Source organism: Streptomyces sp. TLI_105, from assembly GCF_900105415.1.
In the GTDB taxonomy this organism is placed as follows: domain Bacteria; phylum Actinomycetota; class Actinomycetes; order Streptomycetales; family Streptomycetaceae; genus Streptomyces.
In genome coordinates, this window is the sequence record NZ_FNSM01000001.1 from 6,771,155 (window position 1) to 6,785,909 (window position 14,755).

The 14,755-nt window shown below is 73.8% G+C and carries 14 protein-coding genes; 11 read left to right on the forward strand and 3 right to left on the reverse strand.

The window, feature by feature from the left end:
- Window positions 1-88: 88 nt before the first annotated feature.
- Complete coding sequence (locus BLW86_RS31025) at window positions 89-2,218, forward strand: primosomal protein N' (protein ID WP_093877100.1); 2,130 nt, start codon at window positions 89-91, stop codon at window positions 2,216-2,218.
- 66 nt (window positions 2,219-2,284) lie between these two features.
- Here the strand turns inward: BLW86_RS31025 and BLW86_RS31030 are convergent, their stop codons facing one another.
- Window positions 2,285-2,803 (reverse strand): hypothetical protein, encoded by a 519-nt coding sequence (locus tag BLW86_RS31030; RefSeq protein ID WP_093877101.1) that lies wholly within the window; start codon window positions 2,801-2,803, stop codon window positions 2,285-2,287.
- Between the two features lie 229 nt (window positions 2,804-3,032).
- On the opposite strand from BLW86_RS31030, the gene fmt reads away from it, so the two are divergent.
- From fmt to BLW86_RS31065, 7 genes are all read left to right on the forward strand, one after another.
- On the forward strand, window positions 3,033-3,965 hold the full coding sequence (gene fmt / locus BLW86_RS31035; protein ID WP_093877102.1) for a methionyl-tRNA formyltransferase: 933 nt from the start codon (window positions 3,033-3,035) through the stop codon (window positions 3,963-3,965).
- Between the two features lie 77 nt (window positions 3,966-4,042).
- On the forward strand, window positions 4,043-5,455 hold the full coding sequence (locus BLW86_RS31040) for an RsmB/NOP family class I SAM-dependent RNA methyltransferase (RefSeq protein ID WP_093877103.1): 1,413 nt from the start codon (window positions 4,043-4,045) through the stop codon (window positions 5,453-5,455).
- 150 nt (window positions 5,456-5,605) lie between these two features.
- The gene (rpe, locus tag BLW86_RS31045) at window positions 5,606-6,289 is read left to right on the forward strand and encodes a ribulose-phosphate 3-epimerase (RefSeq protein ID WP_041128223.1); all 684 of its coding nucleotides are present in this window, start codon (window positions 5,606-5,608) and stop codon (window positions 6,287-6,289) included.
- 134 nt (window positions 6,290-6,423) lie between these two features.
- On the forward strand, window positions 6,424-7,473 hold the full coding sequence (locus tag BLW86_RS31050; protein ID WP_093877104.1) for a sugar-binding transcriptional regulator: 1,050 nt from the start codon (window positions 6,424-6,426) through the stop codon (window positions 7,471-7,473).
- Window positions 7,474-7,528: 55 nt separating this feature from the next.
- On the forward strand, window positions 7,529-7,960 hold the full coding sequence (locus tag BLW86_RS31055) for a guanyl-specific ribonuclease (RefSeq protein WP_093877105.1): 432 nt from the start codon (window positions 7,529-7,531) through the stop codon (window positions 7,958-7,960).
- The gene (locus BLW86_RS31060; protein ID WP_093877106.1) at window positions 7,947-8,315 is read left to right on the forward strand and encodes a barstar family protein; all 369 of its coding nucleotides are present in this window, start codon (window positions 7,947-7,949) and stop codon (window positions 8,313-8,315) included. Before BLW86_RS31055 ends, BLW86_RS31060 begins: the two co-directional genes overlap by 14 nt.
- Before the next feature lie 65 nt (window positions 8,316-8,380).
- Window positions 8,381-9,823, forward strand: a complete 1,443-nt coding sequence (locus BLW86_RS31065) for a GuaB1 family IMP dehydrogenase-related protein (protein WP_177181796.1) — start codon at window positions 8,381-8,383, stop codon at window positions 9,821-9,823.
- Between the two features lie 90 nt (window positions 9,824-9,913).
- On the opposite strand, the gene BLW86_RS31070 is transcribed toward BLW86_RS31065, so the two are convergent.
- On the reverse strand, window positions 9,914-10,738 hold the full coding sequence (locus BLW86_RS31070; protein WP_093877108.1) for a class I SAM-dependent methyltransferase: 825 nt from the start codon (window positions 10,736-10,738) through the stop codon (window positions 9,914-9,916).
- A 73-nt stretch (window positions 10,739-10,811) separates the two neighbouring features.
- Between BLW86_RS31070 and BLW86_RS31075 the strand changes: the two genes are divergently transcribed.
- Window positions 10,812-11,396, forward strand: coding sequence for a TetR/AcrR family transcriptional regulator (locus BLW86_RS31075; protein ID WP_093877109.1), 585 nt, complete (start codon window positions 10,812-10,814; stop codon window positions 11,394-11,396).
- A gap of 32 nt (window positions 11,397-11,428) precedes the next feature.
- On the opposite strand, the gene BLW86_RS31080 is transcribed toward BLW86_RS31075, so the two are convergent.
- Complete coding sequence (locus tag BLW86_RS31080) at window positions 11,429-12,418, reverse strand: GDSL-type esterase/lipase family protein (protein ID WP_093877110.1); 990 nt, start codon at window positions 12,416-12,418, stop codon at window positions 11,429-11,431.
- 355 nt (window positions 12,419-12,773) lie between these two features.
- Between BLW86_RS31080 and BLW86_RS31085 the strand changes: the two genes are divergently transcribed.
- Both BLW86_RS31085 and BLW86_RS31090 read left to right on the forward strand, forming a co-directional pair.
- Window positions 12,774-14,261, forward strand: a complete 1,488-nt coding sequence (locus BLW86_RS31085) for an amino acid permease (protein WP_093877111.1) — start codon at window positions 12,774-12,776, stop codon at window positions 14,259-14,261.
- Window positions 14,262-14,271: 10 nt separating this feature from the next.
- Window positions 14,272-14,727, forward strand: a complete 456-nt coding sequence (locus BLW86_RS31090; protein ID WP_030691274.1) for an Lrp/AsnC family transcriptional regulator — start codon at window positions 14,272-14,274, stop codon at window positions 14,725-14,727.
- Window positions 14,728-14,755 lie beyond the last annotated feature (28 nt).

Consider the following 14,755-nt stretch of genomic DNA (forward strand, 5'->3'; position numbering starts at 1 on the left):
ACGTACGCGACCGAAGCCCGGTACCCCTCGCGGGGCGCCGGGCTTCGGTCATGTCCGGCTGTCGGTGGCGTCTGGTAGGTATGGGGCTGTGAGCAGCGAGAACGAGAAGTCCGACGAGCCCGAGCAGCTCGCGCTCATCCGGGAGACCGTCCGGAAGGCGAAGGTGCCGCGGGCCAAGCCGCGGACATGGCGGGGGGCCGCGCTGGCCAAGGAACTGCCGGTCGCGCGGGTCGTCGTGAACAAGGGGGCGCTCCACCTCGACCAGTTCTTCGACTACGCGGTCCCCGAGGAGCTGGACGAGGCCGCCCGGCCCGGAGTGCGGGTGCGGGTGCGGTTCGGGGCGGGGGCCCACCAGGTCAAGAACGGGCGGCGCGAGGGCGGGCGGCTCATCGACGGGTTCCTCGTCGAGCGGCGGGCCACATCGGACTACTCCGGGCCGCTGGCCGCGCTCGCCGACGTCGTCTCGCCCGAGCCGGTGCTCGGACCCGAGCTGCTCGGCCTCGCCCGGGCCGTCGCCGACCGGTACGCGGGCAGCCTCGCCGACGTGCTCCAGCTCGCCGTGCCGCCGCGCAGCGCCAAGGCGGAGGACCGGCCCTCGCCCGCGCCGCTGCCGCCGCCGAGGGCGCCGGAGCCGGGGAGCTGGACGCGGTACGAGCGAGGGCCGGCGTTCCTGGACTCCCTCGCGCGCGGCGGGACGCCCCGCGCCGTGTGGAACGCGCTGCCGGGGCCGTACTGGGCGCAGGAGATCGCCCGCGCCGTCGCCGCCACCCTCGCCTCCGGACGCGGCGCGCTCGTCGTCGTCCCCGACGGGCGGGCCGCGGGCCGGGTCGACGCGGCGCTGACCGAGGTCCTGGGGGAGGGGCGGCACGCGCTGCTCACCGCCGAGGCGGGCCCCGAGAAGCGGTACGGGCAGTGGCTCGCCGTCCGGCGCGGTGCCGTGCGGGCCGTCGTCGGCACCCGGGCGGCCATGTTCGCGCCCGTGCGGGACCTGGGGCTCGCCGTCATCTGGGACGACGGCGACGGCAGCCACAGCGAACCGCACGCCCCGCAGCCCCACGCCCGCGAGGTGCTGCTGCTGCGCGCCGCCCACGACCGGTGCGCCTTCCTGCTCGGCTCCACCAGCTGCACCGTCGAGGCCGCACAGCTCGTCGAGTCCGGCTGGGCCCAGCCCCTCGTGGCCGGGCGCGACCAGGTGCGGGCCGCCGCGCCGCTCGTGCGGACCGTCGGCGACACCGACCTCGCCCGCGACGAGGCCGCGCGGGCCGCCCGACTGCCCACGCTCGCCTGGCAGGTGGTCCGGGAGGGCCTCAAGACCGGGCCGGTGCTCGTCCAGGTCCCCCGCCGGGGGTACGTGCCGAGGCTGGCCTGCGAGCGCTGCCGCACGCCCGCCCGCTGCCGGCACTGCGCCGGACCCCTGGAAGCCCCCGAGCAGCAGGAGCTGCGGTGCGGCTGGTGCGGCCGCGGCGCCCCCGACTGGCACTGCGTGGAGTGCGGCTCGACCCGCCTGCGGGCCCAGGTGGTCGGGGCCCGGCGGACCGCGGAGGAGCTCGGCCGGGCGTTCCCCGCCGTCCCGGTACGGACCTCCGGACGCGACCACGTCCTGGACAGCGTGCCCGGACGCCCCGCGCTCGTCGTCTCCACCCCCGGAGCCGAACCCGTGGCCGAGGGCGGCTACGCGGCCGCGCTGCTCCTCGACGGCTGGGCCATGCTCGGCCGGCCCGACCTGCGCGCGGGCGAGGAGGCGCTGCGCCGCTGGATCGACGCGGCCGCGCTGGTCCGCGGCCAGGCCGAGGGCGGCACCGTCGTCGTGGTCGCCGAACCGACCCTCCGGCCCGTCCAGGCGCTGGTCCGCTGGGACCCGGCCGGGCACGCCCGGCGGGAGCTGGCCGAGCGGGCCGAGCTGGGCTTCCCGCCGGTCTCCCGGATGGCCGCCGTGACCGGGCCGCCGGAAGCGGTCGAGGGCTTCCTCGCGGCGGCCGGACTCCCCGCCGACGCCGAGGTCCTCGGACCCGTGCCGCTGCCCGTCGTCCGCCCCGGCGGGCCCCGCAGGCCCGGCGACCCGCCGCCGGGCGAGCAGTGGGAACGGGCCCTGGTCAGGGTCCCGCCGGGCAGCGGCGCGGCCCTCGCGACCTCGCTCAAACAGACCCGGGCCGGGCGCCTCGCGCGGGGCGGCGGGGATCCGGTGCGGATCCGCGTGGACCCGCCGGACATCGGCTGACGGGGCCCCACGAACGCCACGGCCGCCCGTCCCCGGTGGGGCGGGCGGCCGTGCGGCGCTCGGCGGTCAGACGTTGCGCGGGCCGGGGAAGGCCGAAGGGCGCGGGTCCTCGCGGAGGGCGGAGCTGCCCGAGGTGGGCTGCGGCGGCATCGAACGGGCGGCGGGGACCGAGGGGAGCGCGCGGGCCACGCCCGGCTCCACCGAGTGGTCCTGGTCCACGGCCACGCCCGGCTGGGGGGCGCGCCGGGCGCCGTAGCGGCGGTGGACGGCCTGCTTGGTGACCCCGAGCGCGGAACCCACCGCGTCCCAGGAGAACCCGAGCGAGCGGTCGAAGTCGACCGCCGCGGTCACCAGGGTCTCGACGCTGTCCCGCAGCTCCTGGGCGAGGCGTACGGTCGGGGCGGGCGCGCGCCCGTAGACGACGAAGCCCGTGGACGGGCCGGAGCGGCGAGGGCGGTAGACATTGCCCAGCTGGGCCGTGAGCGTGCGCAGTGCGTCCACCTGCCGCCGGACCCGCTCGATGTCCCGCACCAACAGATGCAGACTTGCCCGGGCTTGGGCGTCGTGGGTTGCGTGGTCGGCCATGTGAAAGCCTCTCGAACCGGCGTTTAAGGGGGCGGGTCGCGGAGGGGGGAACAGCGACCCGATTCGGTCAATCTCTCTTGACCAACGCGCCACCGGGAGTTGGGTCACGCTGCGGGGGCGTACACGCATATGCGCGGGGCGCTCGTCCTCCCGTACGCCCCCTCCGCCCCAGCCGCCTAGACTGGTGCGCTGCCCGCAACGCCCCCGGAGAGACAGGCAGTCGCCACCCATGAAGCTCGTCTTCGCAGGCACCCCCGAGGTCGCCGTTCCCGCCCTGGACGCCCTGCTCGCCTCCGGGCGGCACGAGGTGGCCGCCGTGGTCACCCGGCCGGACGCCCCGGCGGGGCGCGGCCGGCGGCTCGTCGCCAGCCCGGTCGCCCAGCGGGCCGAGGAGGCGGGCATCGAGGTCCTGAAGCCGGCCAGGCCGCGCGACGAGGAGTTCCTCGCCCGGCTGCGGGAGATCGCGCCGGACTGCTGCCCGGTCGTCGCGTACGGCGCGCTGCTGCCCAAGGTCGCGCTCGACATCCCCGCCCGCGGCTGGGTCAACCTGCACTTCTCGCTGCTGCCCGCCTGGCGGGGCGCGGCGCCCGTCCAGCACTCCCTGATGGCCGGCGACCAGGTGACGGGCGCCTCCACCTTCCTCATCGAGGAGGGCCTCGACTCCGGCCCGGTCTACGGCGTCGTCACCGAGGACGTCCGCCCGACCGACACCAGCGGCGACCTGCTCACCCGGCTCGCCTTCGCGGGCGCCGGACTGCTCGCCGCGACCATGGACGGCATCGAGGACGGCACGCTCCAGGCCGTCCCGCAGCCGGTCGAGGGCGTCACCCTCGCCCCGAAGATCCAGGTCGAGGACGCCCACGTCGACTTCGCCGCCCCGGCGCTCCGGGTGGACCGCGTGGTCCGCGGCTGCACCCCGGCCCCCGGCGCCTGGACCGTCTTCCGCGGCGAACGCCTCAAGCTGATCCAGGTCACCCCCCTCCCGGACCGCACCGACCTCGCCCCGGGCGAGCTCTCCGTCGGCAAGAACAACGTGTACGCGGGCACCGGCTCGTACGCCGTGGAACTGCTCTGGGTCCAGCCCCAGGGCAAGAAGCCCATGAAGGCCGCCGACTGGGCCCGGGGCGTCCGGATCGCCCCGGGCGAGCGGCTGGGGGCGTAGGGCGCGGGGCGCGGGCGGCTCCGCGGGAGACGTAGGCTGGGAGCGTTCGACCCCTCATTTCGTCACGCGGAGCACCTTTGAGCGAGCAGGCACGTCGCCGTCCCCACAAGCCCTACCGGCGGCCCCAGAAGGACCCCGTCCGGATGCTCGCCTTCGAGGCGCTGAGGGCGGTGGACGAGCGGGACGCCTACGCGAACCTGGTGCTGCCGCCGCTGCTCAGGAAGGCCCGGGAGAAGGGCGACTTCGACGGGCGGGACGCGGCGCTGGCGACCGAGCTCGTCTACGGGACGCTGCGCCGCCAGGGCACGTACGACGCGATCATCTCGGCCTGCATCGACCGGCCGCTGCGCGAGGTCGACCCGCCCGTGCTCGACGTCCTCTCGCTCGGCGCCCACCAGCTCCTGGGCACCCGGATCCCGACCCACGCCGCCGTCTCCGCCAGCGTCGAGCTGGCCCGGGTGGTGCTCGGCGACGGGCGCGCCAAGTTCGTGAACGCCGTGCTGCGGAAGATCTCGCAGCAGGACCTCGACGCCTGGGTGGAGCAGGTCGCCCCGCCGTACGACGAGGACGCCGAGGACCACCTCGCCGTCGTCCACTCGCACCCCCGCTGGGTCGTCTCCGCGCTGTGGGACGCCCTGGGCGGCGGCCGCGCGGGGATCGAGAGCCTGCTGGAGGCCGACAACGAGCGGCCCGAGGTCACCCTCGTCGCCCGGCCCGGCCGGGTCACGACCGAGGAGCTGGCCGCCACGGCCGAGACCGAGCCCGGCCGCTGGTCGCCGTACGCCCTGCGGATGGCCGAGGGCGGCGAGCCCGGCGCCATCGAGGCGGTCAAGGAGGGCCGGGCCGGCGTCCAGGACGAGGGCAGCCAGCTCGTCGCGATCGCCCTCGCCGACGCGCCCCTGGAGGGCTCCGACACCCGCTGGCTCGACGGCTGCGCGGGACCCGGCGGCAAGGCCGCGCTGCTCGCCGCGCTCGCCTCCGAGCGGGGCGCGACGCTCCTCGCCTCCGAGAAGCAGCCGCACCGTGCCCGCCTCGTCGAGCGCGCCCTCGCCGGCAACCCCGGCCCCTACCAGGTGATCGCCGCCGACGGCACCCGCCCGCCGTGGCGCCCCGGCTCCTTCGACCGGGTCCTCATGGACGTGCCGTGCTCGGGCCTCGGCGCCCTGCGCCGCCGCCCCGAGGCCCGCTGGCGCCGCCGCCCCGAGGACCTGGACGGCTTCGGCCCGCTCCAGCGCGCCCTGCTCACCGAGGCGCTCGGCGCGGTGCGGGTCGGGGGCGTGGTGGGGTACGCGACCTGCTCGCCGCACCTCGCCGAGACCCGGGTGGTCGTCGACGACGCCCTCAAGAAGGTGGGCGGCGCCGAGCTGATCGACGCCCGCCCGCTGCTGCCCGGCGTCCCGGAGCTCGGTGACGGCCCGGACGTCCAGCTGTGGCCGCATCTGCACGGTACGGACGCCATGTATCTGGCGCTGCTGCGCCGGACCGCCTGAGTTCCGGTCGTCCGACCGTTCGATCGCCCGACCGCAATCTCCCGGTCTGTACGGGTCCCGGACTCGTCGCTTCGTACCGAAATTGGTCTGGACCGGATCCGAAACCGCTCAGCGGCAAAGAAGTGCCCAAGAACGTGGGAGGCTTGGCTCATGGCGCAGATCAACCCCAGCATCCTGTCCGCGGACTTCGCCCGGCTCGCCGATGAGGCGAAGGCCGTCGGCGGCGCGGACTGGCTGCACGTCGACGTGATGGACAACCACTTCGTCCCCAACCTGACGCTGGGCGTCCCGATCGTGGAGTCGCTGGCCCGTGCGACGGACACCCCGCTCGACTGCCACCTGATGATCGAGGACCCCGACCGCTGGGCCCCGCAGTACGTGGAGGCGGGCGCCGGCTCGGTGACCTTCCACGTCGAGGCCGCCGCGGCGCCGGTCCGGCTCGCCCGGGAGATCCGGGCCAAGGGCGCGCGCGCCTCGATGGCGCTCAAGCCGGCCACGCCCATCGAGCCGTACGAGGACCTGCTCCCCGAGCTCGACATGCTGCTCATCATGACCGTCGAGCCCGGCTTCGGCGGTCAGGCCTTCCTCGACATCATGCTCCCCAAGATCCGCCGGACCCGGGAACTGATCTCCAAGCACGGTCTGGAGCTGTGGCTCCAGGTCGACGGCGGGGTCGCCGAGTCCACGATCGAGCGGTGCGCCGAGGCCGGCGCCGACGTCTTCGTCGCGGGTTCCGCGGTGTACGGAGCGGCGGATCCGGCCGCGGCCGTCGCCTCGCTCAGGGCCCGCGCCGAGGCCGCGACCGCCTCCGCCGCGTGGGCGTGTGGCCACTGAGCCACCGGTGGATGAACGCGGCCCGTCGGGCCGCCGACAGGACTGATCAGGGCCCGCCGGATCTGACAGGATGAACGGCGAGTCCAGAGTGTGAACGACATCGGTATGTGACTTCCGTACGTGAACAGCGGTACATGAACAGCAGTGAGGAGATCGCGGTGGCGGGTATGTCGGCGGGACGGTCAGCCCTGCGGATGGGCCCCGCGGAGCTGGTGCAGGCGGCGGCCATGGCCCGCCGCTTCTACCTCGAGGGCAAGTCCAAGATCCAGATCGCCGAGGAGTTCGGCGTGAGCCGCTTCAAGGTGGCCCGGGTCCTGGAGACCGCCCTGGAGCGCGACCTCGTGCGGATCGAGATCCGCGTACCGGCCGAGCTGGACGCCGAGCGCTCCGACGCGCTCCGTGCCCGCTACGGGCTCCGCCACGCCGTCGTCGTCGAGTCCCCGACGGAGGGCGACGACGAGTCGCCCGACCCGGAGAACCTCGGCGAGGTCGCGGCCGACCTGCTCGGCGAACTCGTCACCGAGGGCGACGTCCTCGGCCTGGCCTGGGGCCGCTCCACCATCCACATGGCGGCGGCCCTCGACCGGCTGCCCCCTTGCACGGTCGTCCAGCTCACCGGGGTGTACGACGCCGGGACCGCCGAGCGCGGCTCCGTCGAGGCCGTGCGGCGCGCCGCCCAGGTCTCCGGCGGCGAGGCCCACCCCATCTACGCGCCCATGCTGCTGCCCGACCCGGCGACCGCGGCCGCGCTGCGCAGCCAGACCGGCATCGCGCGGGCCTTCGAGTACTTCGACAAGGTCACCGTCGCCTGCGTCTCCATCGGCTCCTGGGAGCCGGGCATCTCGACCGTCCACGACATGCTCTCCGACGCCGAGCGAGCCCACTACGCCTCGCTGGGCGTCGCCGCCGAGATGTCCGCGCACCTCTTCGACACCGAGGGGCGCCGGGTCGGCCGCGACCTCGGCGAGCGCTGCATCACCGTCGAGGCGGACCGGCTGCGCCGGATCCCCGAGGTCGTGGCGATCGCCGGCGGCCAGCGCAAGGCCGCCGCGATCGGAGCGGTGCTCCGCTCCGGACTCGTCACCAGCCTGGTCACCGACCGCGCCGCCGCGGACTACCTGCTCACCGAGTCCAGCCCGGGCACGCACCCGGCGCTCGAGCGCAGGGACCCCGACGGCAGCTGAGCGAAGCCGCACGGCGGCAGGGGCCGGAGCCATCCCGTGACGGTATGTTCGGGCCATGCTGCTCCGGCCCCTGCGCGTGCTCCTCGCGCTCGTCCTCGCCGTCTTCCTGGCCGGCTGCTCCTCGGCGGGCGGCGGCGCCGCCCCCACGGCCCGGGCCCCGACCCGTACGACCGCGGCCGCGTCCACCGGCACCTCGGGGCTGCCCACCGTACGGGCGTCGGAGCTGCCTCCCGAGGCGCGCAGGACGCTCGACCTCATCGCGCGCGGCGGCCCCTTCCCGTACGCCAAGGACGGCGCCGTCTTCTCGAACTTCGAGCGCGTCCTGCCCCGGCGCGCACGCGGGTACTACCACGAGTACACGGTGAGGACCCCCGGCGAGCGCGACCGGGGCGCCCGGCGCATCGTCACCGGACGGAGCGGGGAGACGTACTACACGGACGACCACTACGAGACGTTCCGGGAGGTGGTCGCGGATGAGGATCGATGACGCCGTCGTCCTCGACCTGCACGGGGTCACCGACAAGACCGCCTTCATGAACCGCTGTGTGCGCGCGCTGCCGCTGCCCGTCTGGTTCGGCCGCAACTGGGACGCCCTCGCCGACTCCCTCGCCGATATGCGCGAACCCATGGCGGTCGTCGTGACCGGCTGGCAGGCTTACGCCGAGGCCAGTCCCCACGACTGGGCCGTCGCCCAGGAGGTCTTCTCGACGGCGGCCCGGGCCAGCTCCGCCGGCCTCGCGGTCCTCCTCTCGCTCGGCCACTTGGAGGATCCGACAGCACCCCCTGCCCAAGGCTCGGACGTTTCGCCCGCACCGCCTGCGCCACCCTCCGTGGGACAATGAACTACGTGCTTTTTCCCCTGGCTGAAATGCCTAGGGGCCGATCCGAACGACTGGGATGTCAGCACGTGCGTTTCCTCAATGACGTCAAGCCGCCCTACGACCTGACGTACGACGATGTGTTCATGGTGCCGAGCCGCTCGGCCGTCGGTTCCCGCCAGGCCGTGGACCTCTCCTCCCCCGACGGGACCGGGACGACGATCCCGCTCGTCGTGGCCAACATGACCGCCATCGCCGGCCGCCGGATGGCCGAGACCGTCGCCCGCCGCGGCGGCCTGGTCGTCATCCCGCAGGACATCCCGATCGAGGTCGTCACCGACGTCATCTCGTGGGTGAAGAGCCGCCACCACGTGCTGGACACCCCGATCGTCCTCGAGCCGCACCAGACCGTCGCCGACGCGCTCTCCCTGCTCCCGAAGCGCGCCCACGACGCCGGTGTCGTCGTCGACGAGAACCGCCGCCCGGTGGGCGTCGTCACCGACGCCGACCTCTCCGGCGTGGACCGCTTCACGCAGCTCTCCGAGGTCATGTCCAAGGACCTGCTGCTCCTGGACGCCGACATCGACCCGCGCGAGGCCTTCAACACCCTCGACGCCCACAACCGCCGCTACGCCCCGGCCGTGGACGCGGAGGGCAAGCTCGTCGGCATCCTCACCCGCAAGGGCGCCCTGCGCGCGACCCTGTACTCCCCGGCCGTCGACGCCCAGGGACGGCTCCGCATCGCCGCCGCCGTCGGCATCAACGGCGACGTGGCCGGCAAGGCCAAGCAGCTGCTCGACGCGGGCGTCGACACGCTCGTCATCGACACCGCGCACGGCCACCAGGAGTCGATGATCAGCGCGATCCGCACCGTGCGGGCGCTCGACCCGCAGGTCCCGATCGTCGCGGGCAACATCGTCGCCGCCGAGGGCGTCAAGGACCTCATCGAGGCGGGCGCGGACATCATCAAGGTCGGTGTCGGCCCCGGCGCCATGTGCACCACCCGCATGATGACCGGCGTCGGCCGGCCGCAGTTCTCCGCCGTCCTGGAGTGCGCCGCCGAGGCGAAGAAGTACGGCAAGCACGTCTGGGCCGACGGCGGTGTCCGTCACCCGCGCGACGTCGCCATGGCGCTCGCCGCCGGCGCGTCCAACGTGATGATCGGCTCCTGGTTCGCCGGGACGTACGAGTCCCCAGGCGACCTCCAGCACGACGCCAAGGGCCGTGCCTACAAGGAGTCCTTCGGCATGGCCTCGGCCCGCGCCGTCCGCAACCGGACCTCCGACGAGTCCGCCTACGACCGCGCCCGCAAGGCGCTGTTCGAGGAGGGCATCTCCACCTCCCGCATGTTCCTCGACCCGCAGCGTCCGGGCGTCGAGGACCTGATCGACTCGATCATCGCGGGCGTCCGCTCCTCCTGCACCTACGCCGGTGCGGCCTCGCTCGCCGAGTTCGAGGAGAAGTCGGTGGTCGGCATCCAGTCCGCGGCGGGCTACGCCGAGGGCAAGCCCCTGCACGCCAGCTGGAGCTAGTCGCTCGCTGCCGTACGCCGTATGCCGTGGGCCCCCGGGGAGACCTCTTCCCGGGGGCCCACGGCGTTCCGGCCGCTTCCGGAGGCCGGGTCAGGCGGGGTCGCTTCGTACCGTGGTGACGGCAAGCGTGGCGTAGTGCATCGTGAACCTGCCCCCTGCCGCGTCGATGGCCGCGCCGACGCCTGTCAGCACTTCCGCGAGTGCGGCCTGCGGGAGCCGGGTGAAGGCGCCCTGGGTGGGCAGCTGATCCAGCCACTCGTCCCGGGTGTAGACCCGTTCCCAGTCGAACCGCCACTGCTCGGGGTCGGCGTACCCGTCCGCCTTCCTTACCCCGGCGACCGCCTTGCCGCACAGCGCCGCGTACGCGTCCACGGCCGACACCGCCCCCTGCCGTGCGGCGAGCGAGTCGGGCACGACCCGGCGATAGACCTCGGCGACCGCCTCCGCCACGTCGGGCTGGGGCCGGCCCGCGTTCCAGAAGAGGGCGAGCACACCGTGGGGACGCAGGGCCTGTGCCGCCTTGGCGGCTCCGGCGACCGGGTCCACCCAGTGCCAGGTCTGTCCGGAGACGACGGCGTCGAACCGCCGGCCTGCCGGATCCCAGGTCTCGAACGCCGCCACCTCGACGTCGAGTCCACGCCGGCGTGCCAGGTCGGCCATGCGGGCGTCGACGTCGACGCCGAGCACCCGGCATCCGGCCGCTGCGAACTGCCGGGCCACGATGCCGGTGCCGCAGCCGACGTCCAGGACGTCGCGGCCGGGTGCGACGGTGAGGATCCGGTCCACCAGCGCTGTGGGGTAGCCGGGGCGAGCCCGGTCATAGCGTTCGGCATCCGAACCGAACGACTCCGCCACCTGTCGGTTCTCATGAGATGCGGGCGGGCGAGGAGCTCGCTCCGGCGGTAGAGTGGGCATGTGCCCACTATTAGTGGGCACATGCCCACTCGTCAATCCGGACGGGCCGGTCGAGAAGGCGAGGAGACGTAAGGTGCCCACGGGAGTAGCCCTCCACGACGTACGCGGCCAATTGTTCGATGCTGCTGAACGCGTACTGGTCCGGGAGGGGCCGAGCGCGCTCACCAGCCGGGCGGTCACCCTGGAGGCGGGCTGCGCCAAGGGCGTCCTGCACCGGCACTTCGCGGACTTCGACGACTTCCTCGCCGAGCTCGTACGGGACCGCGTCGCCCGTATCGACGGTCATGCCGCCGCCCTGCGCGAGTCCGCCGGAACCGGCACCGTCACCGACAACCTCACCCGGGTGCTGCCGGACCTGTTCGATCCGGTCGCGGTGGCGGTCGTCAGCCTCGTCACCTCCCGGGACGGCCTGCGCGCCCGACTGCGCGAGGCCAGGCCCGTCGGTGTCCCGATCCTGACCGATGCCGCGACCGCGATCGCCTCCTACCTCACGGCCGAGCGCGAACTCGGCCGCATCGCCGAGGACGCCGACGTCGGCACCCTCGCTCCCACCCTCATCGGCGCCGCGCACATGCTGTTCGCCGACCGGCAAGGCGTCCCGCCCGAGGCCGAAGACATCGGCAAGGTCGTGAACGCGGTCATCGCCGGCGTCCGGTGAGAACCGCGCGGGCGAGCCGCAGGTGGTGCGGGTCAGGTCTTCAGGGCGCCGCGTAGCGCCGCCGCCACCGCGCGGGCCAGGCGCGCGTGCCCCGCGTCGTTCGGGTGGAGGCCGTCCGCCAGGTGCTCCGGGCCCAGGAGCGGGCGGCCCGGGAGGAGCAGGAGGTGGGGGTCGCCTTCCGCCGCGAGGTCCCGGGCCGCTCGTTCCATCGCCCGGCGCAGCTCCGTGAGCGTGGCCCCGAGGGCGTTGCGGGTGTGTTCCGCCTCGGGGCGCAGGACCGGGGAGACGATCAGCAGCGGGGTCTCCGGGTGGCCCCGGCGGACCAGGCCCACGAAGGCGCGGACGGTCGCGTAGAGCCAGTCGGCGGTGGCGGGCACCCGGGACCAGCAGTTGGTGCCGAAGGCGAGGGTGATGACCTCGCCCGGGAGCCGCGCCAGCTGCTCGGCCAGGGGCAGCTCCCCCCTGGCCCCGCCCGCGTACCCCAGGTTGACCGGGTCGAGGCCGAGGAGCCGCCCGGCCGTCGCGGGCCAGGAGTTCGCGGGGCGGGTCGACCACCAGCCCTCGGTGATCGAGTCGCCGTGGACGAGCCAGCGGGGCCGGGCCGGGGCGGGGGAGAGGGCGCCGCCGACGGCCCGCAGGGCGAGCGGCAGGGGCGCCTGGCCCTCCGGGAGGTGGACGGTGAACACACCGCCGCCCGGGGGCAGCGGGAGCCTGACGACGGCCTCGGGGGCCGGGGCGGCGCACGTCTCGCCGACGAGCCGGGTGCCCTGCCAGAGGGCGAAGCAGTGCCGCAGCCCGTGCAGGGGGTCGCCGGGCTCTGGGACGGTCGCCCGGTAGCGGAGCTCCACCGCGCGCGTGCCGGGCGCGGCCGTGAACTCGATCCGTACGCCGATGGGCAGCGCCGCCCGTTCGGCGATGTCCCACGGCAGCCGTGCGAGGTCGTCGGGGTCGGCGCGTACGGGCCGGTCGCCGTCCAGCCAGGCCGTGCCGCGCAGGAACGGTGTCGGGTCGAGCCACTGCACCGGAACCTCCGATCGTGGGTCGCCAAAGGCGGTCGTCAGGGGCTCGCAGCGTCGGTCATTCCGCATGAGGAGTCCATACGCCCGCGCGGGCCGGTTCACACCCGGATGTGTCGATTCATGCGGGGGCGCGCAATGTTTGCCCGTCTGTGTTCGAAGAGCGCAATGATCATCCGGCACTGCGCAACAACCCTGCATTACGACTGCGAACCTTCGCCCCTTAGGCTCGTGCCTCGTACCAGGAGTGGCGGCGACCGCCTGCTCGGCGGTTTCTGTCCCCCGTGGGCCTGCTCAGGCATGCCCGTGCACCGCCGCGGTCGTCTCCGTACCCACAGGCAGCGATGAAGGAGCCTCCGCAGTGCTGGACCATGGCGCAGCCCCACCGGCCGTCGACACGACCACCCCGAAGACCTCCGTTCTCGGCGCGCTCGTCCGCCGCAAGCCGGTAGAACGCCTGGTCGACGAGGGTGGCCAGGGAGAGGGCGGCAGTCTCCGTCGCTCGCTCTCGATGTGGCAGCTGACCATGATCAGCATCGGTGCCACGCTCGGCACCGGCATCTTCGTCGTCCTCGGCGGCGCCGTCCCGAAGGCCGGTCCGGCCGTCACGATCGCCTTCGTCATCGCCGGCCTCACGGCGCTGTTCTCGGCGCTCTCGTACGCCGAGCTGGCCGGCTCCATACCGGTCGCCGGCTCCTCGTACTCGTACGCGTACGCAACGATGGGTGAACTCGTCGCCTGGGTCTGCGGCTGGTGCCTGGTCCTGGAGTACGGCGTCTCCGTCGCGGCCGTGGCCGTCGGCTGGGGCGAGTACCTCAACGAGCTGCTCGACGGCACGATCGGCGTCACCATTCCCGACGTGCTCTCCTCGGCCCCCGGCGAGGGCGGTGTCATCAACCTGCCCGGCCTGATCGTCGTGCTGCTCGCCATGGTGTTCCTGCTCGGTGGCGCCCGCGAGTCCGCCGTGGTCAACACGATCATGGTCGTGGTGAAGATCGCCGCCCTCGCGCTCTTCTGCGCGATCGGCTTCATGGGCTTCAAGTCCGGCAACTACAAGGACTTCATGCCGCTCGGCATGACCGGTGTCGGCGCCGCGAGCGCCAGCCTCTTCTTCTCGTACATCGGTTTCGACGCCGCCTCCACGGCCGGCGAGGAGGCGAAGAACCCCAAGCGCGACCTGCCCCGCGCGATCATGCTCTCGCTGCTCATCGTCACCGCCCTCTACGTCCTGGTCGCCGCCGTCGCGGTCGGCGCGTGGAACTGGAAGGAGTTCGAGGGCTCCGAGGCCACGCTCGCGGCGATCATGAACGACGTCACCGGGCAGACCTTCTGGGGCACCATGCTCGCCGCCGGCGCGGTCATCTCCATCGCCAGCGTCGTCCTCACCGTGCTCTACGGCCAGACCCGCATCCTCTTCGCGATGTCCCGCGACGGCCTGGTCCCCAAGGTCTTCGGCAAGGTCAGCGGCAAGACCGGCACCCCGCGCATCAACACGGTCATCGTCTCGCTCTTCTGCGCCGTCCTCGCGTCGGTCGTCCCGCTCTACAAGCTCGTCGACGCCACCAGCATCGGCACGCTCTTCGCCTTCGGCCTGGTCAACATCGCGGTCATCGTGCTCCGCCGCACCCGCCCGGACATGCCGCGCACCTTCAAGGTGGCCCTCGGCCCGGTCTTCCCGATCCTCGGCCTGGGCTTCTGCGTGTACAACATGTTCGGCCTCGACGCCGTCACCTGGGTGGTCTTCGGTTGCTGGATGGCCGCCGGGCTCGTGTTCTACTTCCTGTACGGCATGCGCCGCTCCCGACTGGCCACGGCCCCGGCCCTGGCAGAGGCTCCAGCAGAGAAGTGATCCACCCGTAGTGCGACTCAACGACCTCGACGAACGCATCGTCCACGCCCTCGCGGAAGACGCCCGCCGCAGCTACGCCGACATCGGCTCGCTCGTCGGACTCTCCGCCCCCGCCGTGAAGCGGCGCGTGGACCGCCTCCGGGCCGAGGGAGCCATCACCGGCTTCACCGTCCGGGTGGACCCCGCGGCGCTCGGCTGGGAGACCGAGGGCTTCGTCGAGATCTACTGCCGCCACAACACCTCGCCGGAGGACATCCGGCGGGGTCTGGAGCGGTACCCCGAGGTGGTGTCCGCGTCGACCGTCACCGGTGACGCGGACGCCGTCGTCCAGGTCTTCGCCTCGGACATGCGCCACTTCGAGCGCGTCCTGGAGCGCATCGCGGGCGAGCCCTTCGTGGAGCGCACCAAGTCCGTCCTGGTGCTCTCGCCGCTGCTGCGGCGCTTCTCCTCGGGCTCGCCGGCGTAGCGGTGTGCGGCCGGGGGCGGTGCGGGCC

Excerpts from the sequence above, each read along its gene's own strand:
- BLW86_RS31060 (WP_093877106.1), top strand. The coding sequence starts at position 7,947 with ATGAGGATCGATGACGCCGTCGTCCTCGACCTGCACGGGGTCACCGAC.
- fmt (WP_093877102.1), top strand. The coding sequence starts at position 3,033 with ATGAAGCTCGTCTTCGCAGGCACCCCCGAGGTCGCCGTTCCCGCCCTG.
- rpe (WP_041128223.1), top strand. The coding sequence starts at position 5,606 with ATGGCGCAGATCAACCCCAGCATCCTGTCCGCGGACTTCGCCCGGCTC.
- BLW86_RS31070 (WP_093877108.1), bottom strand. The coding sequence starts at position 10,738 with ATGCCCACTCTACCGCCGGAGCGAGCTCCTCGCCCGCCCGCATCTCAT.
- BLW86_RS31055 (WP_093877105.1), top strand. The coding sequence starts at position 7,529 with ATGCTGCTCCGGCCCCTGCGCGTGCTCCTCGCGCTCGTCCTCGCCGTC.
- BLW86_RS31050 (WP_093877104.1), top strand. The coding sequence starts at position 6,424 with ATGAACAGCAGTGAGGAGATCGCGGTGGCGGGTATGTCGGCGGGACGG.
- BLW86_RS31030 (WP_093877101.1), bottom strand. The coding sequence starts at position 2,803 with ATGGCCGACCACGCAACCCACGACGCCCAAGCCCGGGCAAGTCTGCAT.